The sequence below is a fragment of the Xenorhabdus taiwanensis genome, from assembly GCF_036512875.1.
Classification (GTDB): Bacteria; Pseudomonadota; Gammaproteobacteria; order Enterobacterales; family Enterobacteriaceae; genus Xenorhabdus; species Xenorhabdus taiwanensis.
Genome location: NZ_AP028978.1, coordinates 2,450,033 through 2,465,977 on the forward strand (window position 1 = coordinate 2,450,033; position 15,945 = coordinate 2,465,977).

Annotated in this window: 10 protein-coding genes; all 10 read left to right on the top strand. The window is 44.3% G+C overall.

Annotated features, from left to right (window positions below):
• The first annotated feature begins 191 nt into the window (after positions 1-191).
• The 10 genes from purM to mdtC all read left to right on the top strand — a co-directional run bounded on the left by purM (position 192) and on the right by mdtC (position 15,943).
• Positions 192-1,235, top strand: a complete 1,044-nt coding sequence (gene purM, locus ACE1SE_RS10930) for a phosphoribosylformylglycinamidine cyclo-ligase (RefSeq protein ID WP_374050920.1) — start codon at positions 192-194, stop codon at positions 1,233-1,235.
• A gap of 98 nt (positions 1,236-1,333) precedes the next feature.
• On the top strand, positions 1,334-1,972 hold the full coding sequence (gene purN, locus ACE1SE_RS10935; RefSeq protein ID WP_374050921.1) for a phosphoribosylglycinamide formyltransferase: 639 nt from the start codon (positions 1,334-1,336) through the stop codon (positions 1,970-1,972).
• Between the two features lie 201 nt (positions 1,973-2,173).
• Positions 2,174-2,737, top strand: a complete 564-nt coding sequence (gene speG, locus ACE1SE_RS10940) for a spermidine N1-acetyltransferase (protein ID WP_374050922.1) — start codon at positions 2,174-2,176, stop codon at positions 2,735-2,737.
• A gap of 49 nt (positions 2,738-2,786) precedes the next feature.
• Positions 2,787-4,856 carry a polyphosphate kinase 1 gene (gene ppk1, locus ACE1SE_RS10945; RefSeq protein WP_374050923.1) on the top strand — a complete coding sequence of 690 codons (2,070 nt, stop codon included), beginning with the start codon at positions 2,787-2,789 and terminating at the stop codon, positions 4,854-4,856.
• A gap of 3 nt (positions 4,857-4,859) precedes the next feature.
• Complete coding sequence (ppx, locus tag ACE1SE_RS10950) at positions 4,860-6,392, top strand: exopolyphosphatase (protein ID WP_374050924.1); 1,533 nt, start codon at positions 4,860-4,862, stop codon at positions 6,390-6,392.
• Positions 6,393-6,404: 12 nt separating this feature from the next.
• Positions 6,405-6,587 carry a YfgG family protein gene (locus ACE1SE_RS10955; protein WP_374050925.1) on the top strand — a complete coding sequence of 61 codons (183 nt, stop codon included), beginning with the start codon at positions 6,405-6,407 and terminating at the stop codon, positions 6,585-6,587.
• A 70-nt stretch (positions 6,588-6,657) separates the two neighbouring features.
• Entirely contained in the window at positions 6,658-8,121 is a 1,464-nt protein-coding gene (mgtE, locus tag ACE1SE_RS10960; protein WP_374050926.1) for a magnesium transporter, read from the top strand.
• 327 nt (positions 8,122-8,448) lie between these two features.
• On the top strand, positions 8,449-9,687 hold the full coding sequence (locus tag ACE1SE_RS10965; RefSeq protein WP_374050927.1) for an MdtA/MuxA family multidrug efflux RND transporter periplasmic adaptor subunit: 1,239 nt from the start codon (positions 8,449-8,451) through the stop codon (positions 9,685-9,687).
• Positions 9,687-12,848, top strand: coding sequence for an MdtB/MuxB family multidrug efflux RND transporter permease subunit (locus tag ACE1SE_RS10970; RefSeq protein WP_374050928.1), 3,162 nt, complete (start codon positions 9,687-9,689; stop codon positions 12,846-12,848). The genes ACE1SE_RS10965 and ACE1SE_RS10970 overlap by 1 nt, the downstream gene beginning before the upstream one ends.
• A complete protein-coding gene (mdtC, locus tag ACE1SE_RS10975) occupies positions 12,845-15,943 on the top strand; it encodes a multidrug efflux RND transporter permease subunit MdtC (RefSeq protein ID WP_374050929.1) in 3,099 nt (1,032 codons plus the stop codon). Before ACE1SE_RS10970 ends, mdtC begins: the two co-directional genes overlap by 4 nt.
• Positions 15,944-15,945: the final 2 nt, after the last annotated feature.

The following is a 15,945-nucleotide window of genomic DNA, read 5'->3' on the forward strand; positions in this document are numbered from 1 at the left end:
CGCGGGATTATAACTCCTTTTCCGTATCAAACCACTACCAATCTGTTAATTTTTATTACTGATGAATTATTTTCTTCGATCCCGAGCTAACAGGAAACCAATACAAAGCTATCGCAAACGTTTGCTTAGGCTGTTAGAATTGTCACCGTTCTGTTTTATTCATAAAAATGCAACCGCCTGGGAGCTACGCAGTGACCAACAAAACCTCTCTTAGCTATAAAGATGCTGGTGTCGATATTGATGCCGGTAATGCCTTAGTCAATCGTATCAAAGGTGTCGTAAAACAGACCCGTCGCCCCGAAGTGATGGGAGGATTAGGTGGTTTCGGTGCATTATGTGCCCTGCCACAGAAATATCGCGAACCGGTGTTGGTTTCCGGTACAGATGGCGTTGGAACCAAACTGCGTCTGGCCATGGATTTGAAGCGCCATGACACTATCGGAATTGATTTGGTCGCTATGTGTGTCAATGATCTGGTTGTACAAGGTGCCGAACCTCTTTTCTTCCTTGATTACTATGCTACCGGCAAACTGGATGTTGACACAGCCGCCAGTGTCATCACGGGCATAGCAGAAGGCTGCAAACAAGCAGGCTGTGCATTGGTTGGTGGTGAAACGGCAGAAATGCCCGGCATGTATCACGGTGAAGATTATGATGTCGCAGGTTTTTGCGTTGGTGTTGTTGAAAAATCGGAAATTATTGACGGCAGTCAGGTTCAGAGCGGTGATGCCCTGATTGCACTTGCATCCAGCGGACCACATTCCAATGGTTATTCTTTGATCCGTAAAATCCTTGAGGTGAGTCAGGCTGATCCAGAGACTACCGAGCTTGAAGGGAAACCACTCGCCGATCACTTACTTGCCCCAACCCAAATTTACGTCAAATCCATTCTGGAGCTGATTGAAAAAGTTGATGTTCATGCAATTGCACATCTGACTGGTGGCGGCTTCTGGGAAAATATTCCGCGTGTTCTGCCAGAAAATATGCAAGCCAGAATCAAAGCTGACAGTTGGCAATGGCCGGCAATTTTTACCTGGTTACAACGAGCCGGTAATGTCAGCGAGCATGAAATGTACCGCACATTTAACTGCGGAGTCGGTATGATAATCGCACTTCCTCAATCTCAGGTAGAACAGGCAATTTCGTACTTGGCCGCATCAGGCGAAAATGCATGGCAAATCGGTACAATTGCCGAACTTAATGCCGATGAGCAACCTGTCGTTATTACAAAATAAATATTTTGTTTGATTGATTTCAAGTTACAGCCAATAAAGCTGTAACTTGAAAAATGAAGAGCATATTAATCAATGAATTTCTTCAGTGAAAACCCACTATGAGAAAAATTGTCGTTTTAGTCTCCGGCAATGGCAGCAATCTTCAATCCATCATAGATGCCTGCCAACAAAACCGAATTAATGGATATGTTGCTGCTGTTTTCAGTAATAATGCCGATGCCTATGGCCTGCAACGTGCTGAACAAGCAGATATCCCAGCACACTTTATCAACCCGAAAGCTTATGCGGATCGTACAAGTTATGATATCGCCCTTCTCACAGCCATAGACCAATACAATCCCGATTTAGTGGTTTTAGCGGGTTACATGAGGATCTTATCGCCCGGATTTGTCCAGCACTATTATGGACGTCTGCTCAATATTCACCCTTCCCTCTTGCCTAAATATCCCGGCCTGCATACCCATCGGAAAGCGATTGAAAATGGTGATAAAGAACATGGCACTTCCGTCCATTTTGTGACTGAAGAATTAGATGGTGGCCCGATTATTTTACAGGCTAAGGTACCGATTTTTGTGGGAGATAAAGAAGAAGAAGTTATCGGGCGTGTACAAACCCAAGAACACAATATTTATCCTCTGGTTATCGGCTGGTTTTTAGATCAACGTTTGCTGATGGAAGGCAATAACGCAATTATGGATGGCAAGGTTCTGCCGCCACAAGGTTATGCAGCAGAATAATTTAACCAACTGACTGCAACTTACGGCTCTGTGTTAGCAGATTTTGTTATAATCTTTTTTAGCTGCTATATTCCAGTAACACTTTGCTGTAAGTTGCTATTTTAGATTAATTTATCTGGCAATTATTATTTATTCGAACATTATTCAATATCAAATATATTTATACCCTATAGATTTCACTACAAAACACTGAGGTATCCAATGTCCAGTGGTTCGGAAAATCCATCGGTAAATTTACGTCCTCTTGAGCGGGAAGATCTTCCTTTTGTTCATCAACTCGATAATAACGCCAGTGTTATGCGCTACTGGTTTGAAGAGCCTTATGAAGCCTTTGTTGAATTATGCGACCTCTATGATAAGCATATTCATGACCAAAGTGAGCGCCGTTTTATTATCGAAAGCCTGAATTCCAAAGTTGGTTTGGTGGAACTGGTTGAGATTGATTATGTCCACCGTCGTGCAGAATTCCAGATTATCATCGCCCCGGCTTATCAAGGACAAGGTTACGCAGCGGTAGCCGTCAAACTTGCGATGGAATACGCTTTTGCTGTCTTAAATCTTTACAAACTGTACCTGATTGTTGATAAAGAGAATACAAAAGCAATTCATATATACAATAAATTGGGATTCTATACTGAAGGTGAATTAATCGATGAGTTTTTTGTAAACGGCTCTTATCATACCGCTATCAGGATGTGTACTTTCCAGCACCACTATTTTGCCAATAAAACCCGTGAAACCCAAACCAGTACATCGACTCGTTAAACGCCAACCATTAAACTAAATGCCCCCTGTGGTGTAGTAAGGAGTAGTAATGTCCCACGATCGTCTTTATACCGAGAAAGAACTTAGTTGGCTCTCTTTCAACGAACGTGTACTTCAGGAAGCGGCTGACAAAAGTAACCCGCTGATTGAAAGAATGAGGTTTTTAGGGATCTACTCCAATAATTTAGATGAGTTTTATAAAGTGCGCTTTGCCGATGTAAAGCGGCGTATTCTTATCAGTGAAGAACAAGGTTCAGCCACTACTGCCCGCCAATTATTGAAAAAGATTCAGACTAAGGTTGCCAAGATCGATCAAGAATTCGATGCCCTCTATAACGATCTGCTGCTGGAAATGGCACGTAATCAGATTTTTTTGATCAATGAACGGCAGATATCCCCGAATCAACAAATCTGGCTGCGGCAATATTTTCGCCAGCATTTGCGACCACATATCACACCAATTGTCATCAACCCAGAAACTAATTTAGTTGAGTTTCTCAAAGATGATTACACCTATTTGGCCGTTGAAATTATCCATGGGCAAAAAACGCAATATGCTTTGCTGGAAATTCCATCAGATAAAGTCCCGCGTTTCGTTAACCTGCCTCCAGAGATGCCAAAAAAACGCAAATCAATGATATTGCTTGATAATATTCTGCGTTATACGCTGGATGAAATTTTCAAAGGATTTTTCGATTACGACACTTTGAACGTCTATTCGATGAAAATGACCCGTGATTCCGAATATGATCTGGCAACAGAGATGGAATCCAGCCTGCTGGAACTGATGTCTTCCACGCTGAAACAAAGACTAACAGCAGAGCCTGTACGGTTTGTCTATCAGCGTGATATGCCTGACGAAATGGTGGAACTACTACGAAGCAAGCTGGGGCTATCCAATGATGACTCAGTGATTGCCGGTGGCCGTTATCATAATTTTAAAGATTTCATCAAATTCCCCAATGAAGGAAATCGGAATCTCCAGAATAAACCGATGCCGCGACTGCGCCATACCTGGTTCGACCATTTCCGCAACGGATTCGACGCGATCCGTGAAAGAGACGTTCTGCTTTATTACCCTTATCATACATTCGAACATGTACTGGAATTGCTCCGTCAGGCTTCTTTCGATCCCAGTGTGCTCTCGATTAAGATTAATATCTACCGCGTCGCAAAAGACTCACGCATTATTGACTCCATGATCCACGCCGCATACAACGGCAAGAAAGTCACTGTCGTAGTGGAATTACAGGCACGTTTTGACGAAGAAGCCAATATTCATTGGGCAAAACGCCTCACTGAAGCAGGCGTACATGTTATCTTCTCCGCTCCTGGCCTGAAAATTCATGCAAAACTTTTCATTATCTCGCGCCTGGAAGGGGAAGAAATTATCCGTTATGCCCATATTGGTACAGGAAATTTCAACGAAAAAACGGCGCGACTCTATACCGATTATTCTCTGCTGACCGCCAAACCTGAAGTCACCAATGAAGTTCGCCGAGTGTTTAACTTTATTGAAAACCCTTATCGGCCTGTTACATTTGATAATTTAATGGTATCGCCCCAAAATTCGCGGGCTATGCTCAATCAACTGATTACTCAGGAAATCGAAAATGCACAAGCCGGCGAATTGGCTGGCATCACTCTGAAAATCAATAACCTCGTAGACAGGGAATTGGTGGATCGCCTGTATGATGCCTCTGAAGCGGGCGTCAAGATCCGCATTCTGGTGCGAGGAATGTGCTCTTTGATTCCCAATCAATCTGGATTTAGTGAAAATATTCAAGTCACCAGTATTGTGGATCGTTTTCTGGAACACGATCGCGTTTATGTTTTCACCAACAAAGGCAATGAAAAAATATTTCTTTCTTCGGCCGATTGGATGACCCGTAACATTGACTACCGCATTGAGGTAGCAGTTTGTCTGCTCGACCCCAGGTTAAAACAACAAGTTATGGATATCCTTGAACTGCAATTCAATGATACCGTCAAAGCACGATATATTGATAAGGAACTGGGTAATCGCTATGTTCCGCGAGGAAATAAGCGTAAAATCCGCGCGCAGATTGCTGTTTATGATTATTTGAAAAACCTCGAACAACCAGAACCAAGAGCCTGATCTATGCCATTGAAACACGATACCCCAATGCCCAAACCGCAAGAAATTGCTACTATTGATTTGGGTTCCAATAGCTTTCACATGGTTATCGCCCGTATCGTAAACGGTGCATTACAGGTTATTGGGCGTTTAAAGAAACGGGTTTATCTTGCTGATGGTTTAAACAGTAAAAATGAGTTAAGCGAAGAAGCCATAAACCGCGGCCTGAAATGCCTTGCTCTGTTTGCTGAACGATTGCAAGGTTTTTCCGCAGATAATGTCTGTTTGGTGGGAACGCATAGTTTACGCGAAGCAACCAACGTACAAGAATTTCTGCAACAGGCAAAAGAAGTCATCCCCTATCCCATTGAAATTATTTCTGGTCATGAAGAAGCTCGCCTGATTTTCATGGGAGTTGAGCATACACAACCGGAAAAAGGCCGGAAACTGGTGATTGATATTGGCGGCGGCTCGACGGAATTGGTCATTGGTGAAGATTTCGAACCTCTATTGATTGAAAGCCGCCGTATGGGCTGTGTCAGTTTTTCTCGCCAGTTCTTTCCTGACGGTATCATTAATGAGCATAATTTTCGTAGGGCACGACTCCAGGCGGCACAAAAATTAGAAAATCTCGTCTGGCAATTTCGGACAAAAGGCTGGGATTTTGCTTTAGGTGCGTCGGGAACGATCAAGGCAATACACGAACTGTTGGTCGAACTGGGTGAGAAAGATGGCCTGATTACGCCAGAGCGCTTAAACATGCTGGTGAAACGTGTCCTGAAATACAAAAATTTCAATGCGCTGGAATTGCCTGGATTATCTAATGACCGTAAACAAACTTTTGTTCCTGGGTTATCAATCTTATGCGGTATTTTTGATGCTTTGCATATTCAGGAATTACGCTTATCTCATGGCGCATTGCGGGAAGGTGTACTGTATGAAATGGAAGATCGTTTCCGCCATCAGGATATTCGCCAACGCACGGCCAAGAGCCTTGCCGAACACTACAACATCGATCGGGAACAAGCAGCCCGCGTCTGGAGTACCGCCAAAAACCTTTATGACCAATGGGCTGAGCAAAATCCCAAGCGAGTACATCCACAACTGGAATCCATTCTACTGTGGGCAGCCATGCTGCATGAAGTCGGTTTAAGCATCAATCTGAGTGGATTGCAGCGGCATTCAGCTTACATCCTGCAAAATACCGATCTGCCGGGGTTTACCCAAGAACAGCAATCGTTGTTGGCAACATTAGTACGTTACCACCGTAAGGCAGTTAAAGTACATGAGCATCCCCGTTTCTATCTGTTTAAGAAAAAACAGTATCTTCCTATGCTTAAGATATTGCGACTGGCAACCTTGTTGAATAATCAGCGTCAGGCTACCACAACACCCGATACACTAAGGCTAGAAACTGATCATAGTCATTGGACGCTCTGCTTACCTAAAGATTATCTAAAACAAAATGCCCTTGTGTTGCTCGATCTGGAGCAAGAGCAGAGTTACTGGGATGATGTGGCTGGCTGGCACTTACACATTGAAGAGGAATCGACTTAACGATATCGCGTTATGAAAAAGAAAAAGAAAAAGAAAACTGTTCAAATTATAAAATTGGTACTGTTTATCAGCTTCTTCATTTTCTTTGGACGCTTTATTTATTCATTTATGGCAGCATTGGAGCATCATCAGCAAACCCAGCAGCAATTGGTGACGCCCCTAAGTGGTTCGAAAACAGAATATAATACCCAATAGCTGTTAAATTTATGGCGATATTATTGCAATCGCCGATTGTTAGCCCTATTTCCTACCTTAAAGGTTTACTATGTCACAATCGACCTTTACACCTGATACTCCAGCTATTGCCAACCAGCATTCCCAAAAACTGGCACATATTCGTCAACGCCTGCTTTCTCTATTTACCTACGATAAGTTATTTGTCGATACATTATTAGGTCAGGTTGACGAACATTCAGCAATCAGTGATGAACAGTTATTGGAGAAAATAGAGGAAGTCAGTGCGCTGCTGACCAACCTGCATGCCGCCGATATTGCCGACATTCTGGAAGCCTTACCTTATGATGAACGTTTCGCTTTATGGCGTTTAATCGACAATAACCGGCGCGGTGAGGTTCTGGTAGAAGCCTCCATTCCCGTTTGGGATAATCTGATCAAGGACATGACTGACGTTGAGCTGTTACGTGCCATCGGTAAACTGCACGTAGATGAACAAGCCTATATTGCAGAACATCTTCCCCGTGATACCACTCGACGCTTACTGACCTATTTAGAGCCGGGCCAACGCAATCGTATCCGAGAAGTATTGCAGTACCACAAAGACAGTATCGGTCAAATGATGGATTTCGAGTTCGTGACAGTACGAAGCAACGTTACACTCGGCACCGTTCAGCGCTTTTTACGTTCCCGCGACGCCATTCCTGAAACAACAGATAAGATCTTTGTTATTGACCGCAAAAATCGTCTACAGGGAGAGCTACCACTCACCTCTTTACTGATCAACGTACCGGATAAATTAGTTTCCGAAGTCATGAACACGGATACCGTTACTTTCTTACCGGAGCAAAAAGGTGAAGATGCCGCCAGTGCATTTGAACGTTATGACCTGATTTCTGCCGCCGTGGTAGACAACAACGGCCGTCTGATGGGACGCCTGACTGTTGAAGATATTGTTGATACTTTGAGTGAAGAAACTGATACCAATATTCGCCGCATGGGAGGCTTAAGCCGCGAAGAAGATGTTTTTTCTCCGGTTGGTCAGGCCGTTAAAACCCGCTGGACATGGCTTGCCATCAATTTGTGCACCGCATTTGTAGCATCACGAGTTATCGGACTCTTTGAGCATACCATTTCCCAACTTGTTGCTCTTGCAACCTTAATGCCCATCGTGGCAGGCATTGGCGGCAATACAGGTAACCAGACCATTACCATGATCGTCCGCGCACTCGCGCTGCATCAAATCCAAACAGGGAGTTTTTCTTATCTGCTATTAAGGGAACTTGGTGTTGCTTTTATCAACGGCATTATTTGGGGAGGGATCATGGGCGTCATCACTTATTTGCTCTATGGTGACCTTGCTATGGGGGGCGTCATGACAATGGCAATGATATTAAACCTACTGATGGCTGCGCTGATGGGAGTCTTAATCCCGTTTATTATGATGAAATTGGGAAGAGATCCCGCCATCGGTTCCAGTGTAATGATTACTGCCATTACCGATACCGGCGGTTTCTTTATCTTTTTAGGATTGGCAACGCTATTTTTGGTTTAACTCATTTTAATTAAAGGCGTTCCTGCTATATGGTGGCGACAAATAATAAATAATGTCTTTATAATCGCCATCATTAATAATAGTGATAATTTATATTGCAGTTTCACAAACCCTCTTAACATAATTCCCTGTATCCTATTGGATACCTCATCACAAATACCATGGAAAATCACTACCAGAAACATTATCTTTTTGACATAACCTCCATATTTTCTTCATTATTGACGAATTCCTGTTGGTTACACTAATAATATATTCTTGCATCTGATTTAGCGTAAGATGCCACATGATTGGTTACTGCCATAACACTAAGAGAATGTCGAGCAAATGAATAATAAAAGCCGTTCCTACTTTTTCCGACTCGCTGCGGTGCTAGCCGTGATAGTCGGGGTAGTTTTCTTTGCGTGGAAATACTTCAACGTACCTTCATCAGCAGGTAACTCTCAGAATTCAGAATCAAAACAGAGTTTACCTAATCCCACTCAACCACCAGTGCAAGTAGCGACGGCTGAAATCAAATCGATACCCCATTACTTAGGAGGATTAGGAACGGTTCTGGCGGCAAATACCGTCACTGTCACCAGCCAGGTGGAAGGTCAATTAATAGCCCTGCATTTTAATGAAGGTCAATACGTCCAAAAAGGGGATTTGCTGGCAGAAATCGATCCTCGTTCCTTTCAAGTCAAGCTGGCAAGAGCACAGGGACAATATGCCAAAGATCAAGCAACATTAGCCAATACTAAACAGGATTTACTCCGTTTTCAGCAATTGGCGAAAAGTAAACTTATCTCTCAGCAAGAGCTGGATAAACAAATTTCTTTGGTTCGCCAGAGCGAAGCCAGCTTACAAGCCGATCAAGCAGATATCGACGAAGCCAAATTGCAATTGACATATAGCCGTATTACAGCCCCGATTTCCGGTCGCGTCGGATTAAAACGCATCGATATTGGCAATCATGTATCTGCCGGAGGAGCAACGCCAATCGTAGTCATTACGCAAGTCGATCCCATTGATGTGCTGTTTTCCCTGCCTGAAAACGATATTGGTGCTGTGTTAAAAGCGCAAAAAGATCACAAAAATGTGGCTGTCATTGCGTGGGATCGCAATAATCAGCAGCCATTAGCGCAAGGAAAACTCATCAGTATCGATAATCAAATTGATATTACTACTGGCACGATCAAAATGAAGGCCGAATTCAATAATCAAGATAATGTGCTGTTCCCTAACCAATTCGTCAATATTCAGATGAAAGTCAACACACTAAACGATGTCGTCGTGATCCCTGTGGCTGGATTACAAATGGGAAATAGCGGTAATTTCGTCTGGAAAGTGGATAAAGAGAACAAAGTCAGTAAGCACAAGATCGTTGCAGGCCTGCAAGATAATCAAGTGGTGGTCATTAATAGTGGACTGTCAGCAGGCGAGCAAGTCGTTACTGATGGTATTGATAACCTGACCGAAGGCACTAAAGTTGAGATTGTCAAACCGTTGACCATTGAGGCACTCGATGCGGACAAAAAGAAGAAAGATCCAGGTCAATCAAACGGTAAGGTGGAGAATTCCTGATGCAACCTGATTCTCCATCGACAGGCGGAGGGCCATCCCGTCTGTTTATCCTGCGCCCTGTTGCCACAACACTGTTTATGATTGCGATCTTGCTGGCCGGACTAATGGGTTACCGGATGCTGCCAGTTTCTGCATTGCCACAAGTGGATTATCCCACTATTCAGGTGGTAACACTGTATCCTGGTGCCAATCCAGATGTGATGACATCCGCTGTAACTGCACCGCTGGAACGCCAGTTTGGTCAAATATCCGGCTTAAAACAAATGTCATCCAGAAGTTCTGGTGGGGCTTCGGTTATCACGTTGGTATTCCAGCTCTCACTGCCCTTAGACGTGGCAGAGCAAGACGTACAGGCGGCGATCAATTCGGCCAGCAATCTATTGCCCGATGATCTGCCTTATCCGCCTATTTACAGCAAAGTCAATCCGGCTGATCCGCCTATATTGACGCTGGCCGTAACCTCTGATGCCCTGCCAATGAGTCAGGTGCAAGATATGGTAGAAACGCGCATATCCCAGCGTATTTCCCAAGTCAGTGGTGTCGGTCTGGTGACTTTGGCTGGTGGGCAACGCCCCGCTGTGCGTGTGAAATTGAACGCACAGGCTTTGGCTGCACAAGGATTAGATAGCGACGTGATCCGTTCTGCCATCATGAAAGCTAATGTCAATTCGGCAAAAGGCAGTTTTGATGGTCCAACACGTTCCATCACCATATCCTCCAACGATCAGATGAAATCTATCGATGATTATCGCAATTTAATCGTGGCTTATAAAAATAATGCTCCGATTCGCTTGCGTGATATCGCCACCATTGAACAGGGAGCGGAAAATAGTAAATTGGGCGCATGGGCAAATGAAAAACCTGCCATCGTCATCAATGTTCAGCGCCAGCCTGGAGCCAATGTTATTGAAACTACGGATAATATCCGCATAATGTTGCCTGAATTGATCAACAGCCTGCCTAAATCTGTCAATGTGGAAATGCTGACAGATCGTACGGTTTCAATCCGCCATTCAGTCAAGGATGTTCAGTTTGAACTGTTGCTGGCTATTGCACTGGTTGTTATGGTGATCTATCTGTTTCTGCGCAATGTCACGGCAACCCTGATCCCAGCTATTGCCGTACCGCTTTCGTTAGTGGGTACATTTGCTGTGATGTATTTTTGCGGCTTTTCCGTCAATAACCTCACCTTAATGGCATTAACCATCGCAACTGGCTTCGTGGTGGATGATGCTATTGTGGTGATAGAAAATATTTCCCGTTACATTGAACGGGGAGAAAAACCGCTGGCGGCCACGCTAAAAGGAGCGGGAGAAATTGGCTTTACGATTATTTCCCTGACTTTCTCATTAATCGCCGTCTTGATCCCTCTGCTGTTTATGGGGGATATCGTTGGGCGGCTGTTCAGGGAATTCGCCATTACCCTTGCTGTCGCTATTTTAATTTCTGCCGTTGTCTCATTGACGCTAACGCCGATGATGTGTGCAAGGATGCTGAAACCCGAAGCTAATATTAAACACAATCGCTTCGAACAGGCGTGCGAACGCTTCTTTGAGCGCATGATTGCCGTGTATGCTGTCTTCCTGAAACGGGTGCTGAATCACCCCTGGATGACCCTTAGTGTCGCATTCGGTACATTGGCTCTGACCGCCCTACTCTATATCATGATCCCCAAGGGATTCTTTCCCTTACAAGACAACGGATTGATTCAGGGCACACTGGAAGCACCACAATCCATTTCATTCAATGCAATGGCAGATAAGCAGCGGCAAGTTACGGCTCTGTTATTAAAAGACCCTGCCGTGGACAATGTCACGACCTTTATTGGTGTCGATGGTAACAATCCAACTTTGAATAATGCGCGTCTTCAAATCACGTTGAAACCACTCAGTCAGCGTGACGTCCGTATTGACGAGGTGATCCCACGCCTGCAAGCGCGAATTGCCAGAGTTCCCGACGTCAAGTTATACCTGCAACCAACCCAGGATTTGACTATTGATACCCAAATATCACGCACGCAATACCAATTTACGTTGCAAGCGACTTCGCTTGATGAACTCGCTATCTGGGTTCCCAAACTGCAATATGCGCTGAAACAACGACCAGAATTAATGGATATCGGTAACAATTGGCAAAATCAGGGGCTAGTAGCTTACCTTGATGTGAATAGGGATATGGCCAGTCGCTTTGGGATCTCTATGGCCGCTGTAGATAATGCTTTGTATAACGCGTTCGGCCAACGTTTGATTTCGACTATTTATACTCAATCAAATCAATATCGTGTTATCCTTGAGCAAGATACGCAGGATTCACCAGGCCTGGAAGCGATAAACCATCTTTATCTGACCGGTACTGATGGAAAAATGGTACCACTTAAAACCATTGCCACTGTCGAACAGCGGCTGGGGAACTTGTCTATCGACCACCTGCAACAATTTCCCGCTGCCACTTTTTCATTCAACGTAGCGAAATATTCATCCCTTGAACAAGCTGTCAATGCCGTCAAAGAGGCAGAACAAGCGATACAAATGCCAAAAGACATCATTACCCAATTTCAGGGAGCAACGTTGGCGTTCCAGGACGCGCTCAGTAATACCCTCTGGCTGATTTTGGCTGCTGTCGTCGCCATGTATATTGTGCTCGGTATTTTGTACGAAAGCTTTATTCACCCTGTCACAATCTTATCAACCTTGCCTACCGCCGGTATTGGTGCATTGTTGGCGTTGATGGCTGGCGGGTACGAGCTAGATATTATCGCCATCATTGGGATCATTCTCTTAATTGGTATTGTGAAGAAAAATGCCATCATGATGATCGATTTTGCTCTGGCCGCAGAGCGGGAAAAAGGGATGACTCCTTATGAAGCTATTTACCAGGCCTGTCTGTTACGTTTCAGGCCGATATTAATGACAACCATGGCAGCACTGTTGGGCGCATTGCCACTGATGTTGAGCACCGGCATTGGTGCAGAACTGCGCCGTCCGTTAGGTGTCAGTATGGTGGGAGGTCTGATTATGAGCCAAATCCTAACCTTGTTCACAACTCCTGTAATTTATCTGCTGTTTGATCAGTTAGCACACTACCGTCGAAATAAAAACAATAAGAAAGATAAACAAATAAGGCTGGATAAACCCTCAGTTAATCATCAGGAGCCGCTGTGAAATTCTTCGCCCTATTTATCCAGCGGCCAGTTGCCACTACATTGCTGAGTTTAGCCATTACTCTGTGTGGTGCACTCAGTTTTGTCCTGTTGCCTGTATCACCACTGCCACAGGTTGATTTTCCCGTGATAACAGTTCAGGCTTCCATGCCTGGCGCGTCACCGGAAACGATGGCTTCTTCCGTAACGACCCCTTTGGAACGTGCATTAGGCAGGATAGCAGGGGTAAAAATGATGTCTTCTGCCAGCTCACTGGGAAGTTCTTATATTTATCTGGAATTCGATCTCAATCGGGATATCAATGGCGCAGCACGGGATGTCCAGGCCGCCATCAATGCCGCTCAAAGCTTGTTGCCTTCCGGTATGCCAGACAAGCCAAGCTATCATAAAGCTAACCTATCAGACGCCCCAATCATGCTCTTAACCCTCACCTCAGACAATTATAGTGAGGGCCAACTGTATGATCTTGCTTCCACCAGATTGGCCCAAAAAATTTCTCAGATAGAAGGTGTCAGCAAAGTCAGTGTCATTGGCAGTTCGTTGCCCGCTATACGTGTTGAACTAAACCCTAATGCACTCTTCAATCAAGGTGTTTCTCTTAACGATGTCAGCAATGCCATCAATAATGCGAATGTCCGGCTTCCGACAGGTCAGATTGATTCCGATAACCAGATTTGGCAGCTACACACCAATGATGAATTGAAAACACCTGACAGTTACCGCTCGATTATTGTCCATTATAATAATGGGGCACCTGTCAGGTTGCAGGATGTTGCAAATGTTAAGAGCTCTGTCGAGGATATCCGCGCCGCAGGTATGTCTGGAAATAAGTCTGCAATTTCTCTTATTATCCGTCGTGAAGCCGGTGCAAATATCATCTCAACCGTTCAACGTATTCGTGATCAGTTTCCTGCCCTGAAAGCTTCTCTGCCTGCCAATATTCAGTTAAACGTTGTTCAGGATCGTTCACCGACCATTCATGCTTCTTTGCAAGAAGTAAAACGAGCATTAGCTATTGCCGTTGCCTTGGTTATTTTGGTTGTATTTCTGTTTTTACGTTCTGGCCGAGCTACGCTGATCCCAGCAATTGCCGTTCCGGTATCACTGATTGGTACTTTTACCGCCATGTATCTATGTGGTTTCAGTTTAAACAATCTTTCGTTGATGGCATTAACTATTGCCACCGGATTTGTTGTCGATGATGCCATTGTGGTACTGGAAAATATTTCCCGCCATTTGAATGCGGGGTTAAAACCCATGCAAGCTGCCCTCAAAGGAACCAGGGAAGTTGGATTCACTGTGCTGGCTATGAGCTTGTCACTGATTGCGGTATTTATTCCTCTTGTATTGATCGATGAATTACTCGGCAGATTATTCCGGGATTTTGCTGTTACCCTGGCAACTGCCATTGGGATTTCTCTGTTAGTTTCACTGACCTTAACCCCGATGATGTGTGCACATTTGCTCAAATCCACACCTAAAAATACCCAGAAACAGGCACGGGGATTCGGTAAGGTATTGTTGAGAATTCAGCAAGGCTATGCCCGTTCATTGAAATGGATACTCAATCATACTCGCTGGGTATTGTTGACATTAGTTGGCATTATCGTCCTGAATATCTGGCTCTATATCAACATTCCGAAAACGTTTTTCCCAAAACAAGATACTGGGAAAATGTTAGGGTTTGTGGTCGCTGATCAAAGCATTTCATTTCAGGCTATGCGTGAAAAAATGAAACGATTTATGCTGGTCGTCGATGGTGATCCAACCGTGGATAATGTCGTAGGTTTTACCGGTGGTGATAGCATTAATACGGGCTTTATGTTTGTTTCTCTAAAACCATTGAAAGAACGTAACGAAAGTATCCAGCAAGTTATTACCCGCTTAAGAAGTAAACTGGCCAATGAAGCGGGAGCACATCTATATTTAGTGCCTGTTCAAGACCTGAGAAGTGGAGGAGGACAGGGAGGTAAATCAACATATCAGTTTAATTTGCTGTCAGATGACTTTAATGAACTACGTAAATGGAGTCCTGTCGTCAAGAAAGCATTGGAAAAATTGCCTCAATTGGTGGATGTAAACGCCGATAGCGATGAAGAAACTAAAGGCGCTGAAATAGCAATTACCTATGATCGTGATGTTATGGCCCGTTTAGGCATCAATGTTGCCGAGGCAAATAATTTGCTCAACAACGCTTTTGGGCAGAGACAAGTTTCCACGATTTATGCCCCTTTGAATCAATATAAAGTGGTCATGGAAGTTGCACCGCAATATAACCAAGATCCCAGTGCATTGGAGAAAATGTTTGTCATTAATAGTCAAGGAGAACGTATTCCACTCTCCTACTTTGCCCAATGGCGCCCTGCCAATGCACCATTGGACGTTTATCATCAGGAACTTTCAGCTTCTTCTACCATTGCTTTTGATGTGGCACCAGGCTATACGCTATCCGATGCAATCAGTGCAATAGAAAGGACAATAACTGAGCTGGGTGTTCCTTCAGCAGTGCGTAGCTCTTTTGCCGGCATAGCACAGGATTTTCAAGAGAGTGAGAATTCCCAACTAATGGTGATCCTGGCTGCTATAGTCACTGTTTATCTGGTGCTCGGTGTACTCTATGAGAGTTATATTCACCCTCTGACAATCCTTTCTACCCTGCCTTCTGCTGGCATCGGTGCTTTACTGGCTCTGGAACTGTTCAATACACCATTTAGCCTAATCGCCATGATTGGGATTATGCTGTTGGTTGGTATAGTCAAGAAAAATGCCATTATCATGGTGGATTTTGCCCTTGAAGCTCAACGAAACAAACTCAGTGCCAAGGAAGCGATTTTTCAGGCTAGTTTATTGCGATTCCGTCCGATCATGATGACGACGCTTTCCGCCCTGTTTGGTGCTTTACCTTTAGTGCTAAGCAATGGGGATGGTGCAGAATTACGTTTCCCGCTAGGGATCACGATTGTTGGTGGCCTGGTGGTAAGCCAACTTCTCACTCTATATACCACACCGGTTGTGTATCTGTTTTTTGACCGATTGCATGAAAAATGGCGCCATCGCAAAGCAACACCATCTCAAATAGTTGACCCAGATAGCTGAGC